At 72.2% G+C, this 3056-nt stretch carries 3 protein-coding genes; all 3 read right to left on the bottom strand.

Annotated elements, in window-relative coordinates:
• Positions 1 to 318 precede the first annotated feature (318 nt).
• Positions 319 to 1350 carry a class II fructose-bisphosphate aldolase gene (gene fbaA / locus IO29_RS34845; protein WP_030381972.1) on the bottom strand — a complete coding sequence of 344 codons (1032 nt, stop codon included), beginning with the start codon at positions 1348 to 1350 and terminating at the stop codon, positions 319 to 321.
• A 149-nt stretch (positions 1351 to 1499) separates the two neighbouring features.
• Entirely contained in the window at positions 1500 to 2051 is a 552-nt protein-coding gene (pyrE, locus tag IO29_RS34840; protein ID WP_030381973.1) for an orotate phosphoribosyltransferase, read from the bottom strand.
• Positions 2052 to 2064: 13 nt separating this feature from the next.
• Entirely contained in the window at positions 2065 to 2853 is a 789-nt protein-coding gene (locus IO29_RS34835; RefSeq protein ID WP_030381974.1) for an aldose epimerase family protein, read from the bottom strand.
• Positions 2854 to 3056 lie beyond the last annotated feature (203 nt).

The following is a 3056-nucleotide window of genomic DNA, read 5'->3' as shown; positions in this document are numbered from 1 at the left end:
GTGCGGGGGGTGGCGCGGCCGGGGGGGGCTGGCCGGCTCCGCCGGGGGGCTCGGCTCCGCCGGGGCGTGCAGTTGGGTTTTCTCGCCCCCGCCGCCCCTACCCTTCCCGTCCCTTCAAGGGGCTTCGCCCCTTGGACCCCGGGAGCTCGGGTGGGTGGGGTGCGTGTGCGGGCGCGGTGGGTGGGGGGTTCTCGCGCAGTTCCCCGCGCCCCTTACGGGGCACGGTGACTTCTCGCGGAACCGCGGCGGAGCCGCGCAGACAACACAGCCCCGCGCCCCTGATCAGGGGCGCGGGGGACTTTCAAGCGTGCCGGTGTGTTACTTGATCTTCGTGCCCGTGGAGCGGAGGTGGCCGCAGGCCGCCACGACGCGCTCGGCCATGCCGGCCTCGGCGAGCTTGCCCCAGGTGCGCGGGTCGTAGGTCTTCTTGGAGCCGACCTCGCCGTCGACCTTGAGGACGCCGTCGTAGTTCCTGAACGCGTGGTCGACCACGGGACGCGTGAAGGCGTACTGCGTGTCCGTGTCGATGTTCATCTTGACCACGCCGTTCTCCAACGCCGTGCGGATCTCCTCCTCCGTGGAGCCGGAGCCGCCGTGGAAGACGAAGTCGAAGGGCTGGCTGCCGGCCGGGCGGCCGTACTTCGCGGCCACGCCCTCGTTCAGGTCCTTCAGCAGCTCCGGACGCAGGACGACGTTGCCCGGCTTGTACACGCCGTGCACGTTGCCGAAGGACGCGGCCAGCAGGTAGCGGCCCTTCTCGCCCAGGCCGAGGGCCTCGGCGGTGCGGGTCACGTCGTCGACCGTCGTGTAGAGGGAGTCGTTGATCTCGTGGGAGACGCCGTCCTCCTCACCGCCGGTCGGGGTGATCTCGACCTCGAGGATGATCTTCGCGGCGGCGGCGCGGCCCAGCAGCTCCTGCGCGATGGCGAGGTTGTCGGCCAGCGTCTCGGCCGAGCCGTCCCACATGTGGGACTGGAACAGCGGGTTGCGGCCGGCCTTGACCCGCTCCTCCGAGACCGCGAGCAGCGGCCGCACATACCCGTCGAGCTTGTCCTTCGGGCAGTGGTCGGTGTGCAGCGCGATGTTCACGTCGTACTTCTCGGCGACGATGTGCGCGAACTCGGCCAGGGCGACCGCGCCGGTCACCATGTCCTTGTTGTGCTGGCCGCCGAGGAACTCCGCGCCGCCCGTGGAGATCTGGACGATGCCGTCGCTCTCCGCCTCCGCGAAGCCGCGCAGCGCCGCGTGCAGGGTCTGGGACGAGGTCACGTTGATGGCCGGGTAGGCGAACTTGCCTGCCTTCGCCCGGTCGAGCATCTCGTTGTAGACCTCGGGGGTTGCGATGGGCATCTGTCCGCTCCTTGTGATGTACGGGATGCGTTCTGCGTACTTACGACCCTGACCTAGGGGGTGACGTCATCGTCGGCCCCATCCTTCCAGACTCGGCCCCGTGCGTCGGACACCCTGTCCAGCCTGTGGATGACGGGGTCGGAGAGTGCCTAGTCCAGGCCCAGTTCGTCCTTGCCGTACGCGTACAGGTACGGCACCCCGGCGCCCTCGCGGATCTTCTCGTCGGCGCCCGTCGCGCGGTCGACGATGGTGGCGACGGCGACGACCTCGGCGCCGGCCTCCCGCACCGCCTCCACCGCGGTGAGCGGCGAACCGCCGGTGGTGGAGGTGTCCTCGACGACCAGGACCCGGCGGCCCCGGATGTCCGGCCCTTCGACCCGGCGCTGCATGCCGTGCGCCTTGGCCGCCTTGCGGACGACGAACGCGTCCAGGCGCCGGCCGCGCGCGGCGGCGGCGTGCAGCATCGCGCCGGCGACCGGGTCGGCGCCCATGGTGAGGCCGCCGACGGCGTCGTACTCCAGGCCCTCGGTGAGGTCGAGCAGCACCTGGCCGACCAGCGGCGCGGCCTCGCCGTCGAGGGTGACGCGGCGCAGGTCGACGTAGTAGTCGGCCTCCAGGCCGGAGGAGAGGGTCACCTTGCCGTGCACCACGGCCTTGTCCTTGATCTGCCGCAGCAGCGCGCCGCGCACGTCGTCCGTCATCATGGCGCTCAGCTTATGCGGGGCCCCAGGTCCAGGTGGTGGCGGCTTCCAGCGGCTCGATGGGGGTGACCAGGCGCGGGAGCGTGTTGAGGCCGTCGGGCGGGCCGGTCTGCGGCTCCACGCACACGGCCTCCTCCTGCTCGTCGTAGACGACGACCCACTTCTCGCGGGACGCGACCGTCAGCCGGAGCCTGCCGGGCCAGGTGAGGGTGACGTCGACGCCGTCGGGCATGCCGAAGCAGTCGTCCCAGGGGCCGGGGCGGGGGTCGACGCGCTTGCCGGTGGGGAGGTGGTCGTCGCCGCGTTCCTCCTGCCAGGCGGGGGTGAAGTCGAGGCGGACGTCGGAGCCGTCGAGGGTGCGGCGGAACCAGGGGTGCCAGCCGATCTGGGCGGGGAAGGAGTCGCCGTACGTCTCCACGGACATGGCGAGGGTGAGGGACTCCTCGGTGAGGGTGACGACCTGGGTGACCCGGCCGGGGTACGGCCAGGGGTCGGTGAGGTCGTACGTCAGGACGGCCTCGGTGGGGGTGGTGCGGGCGGTGGTCCAGGGGGCGGTGCGGGCGGTGCCGTGGATGGCGTGGGGCGGGGAGTTGAGGGGGAGTTGGTGGACGGTGGTGCCGTCGCGGAAGCGGCCGTTCCTGGTGCGGCCGCACCAGGGGACCATGGGGAAGCAGCCGTAGCGGTCGCCCTGGCGGAGGAGTTGGGTGCCGGCGAGGGTGAGGGTGGTGAGGCGGCCGCCGTTGGCGGGGTGGAGGGTGGCCTCCGCGGGGCCCGCGGTCAGCGTGATCGGTTCGTTGCTCACGGGGGTGACCCTAGCGGGGGTGGGGCGACGCAAGCCTTCTCCGCCCCCGCCGCCCCTGCCCGTCCCATCCCAACAAGGGGCTCCGCCCCTTGCACCCCGGGAGGGGGGACCGGGGCGGGTGGGGTGAGGCGCGGGAGAGCTCGGAGGGGGCCGGTTCGTGAGCGGGTGCGGGTGGGTGGGTGAGACGCGGGAGAGCTCGGAGG

It is taken from the genome of Streptomyces sp. NRRL F-6676 (assembly GCF_000725625.1).
Taxonomy (GTDB): Bacteria; Actinomycetota; Actinomycetes; order Streptomycetales; family Streptomycetaceae; genus Streptomyces.
Note: the sequence above shows the minus strand (reverse complement) of the source record. Positions and strands in the feature narration are given on the sequence as shown.

Bases quoted from the DNA above. Each gene is read 5' to 3' on its own strand.
- fbaA (WP_030381972.1), bottom strand. From the start codon at position 1,350: ATGCCCATCGCAACCCCCGAGGTCTACAACGAGATGCTCGACCGGGCG.
- pyrE (WP_030381973.1), bottom strand. From the start codon at position 2,051: ATGACGGACGACGTGCGCGGCGCGCTGCTGCGGCAGATCAAGGACAAG.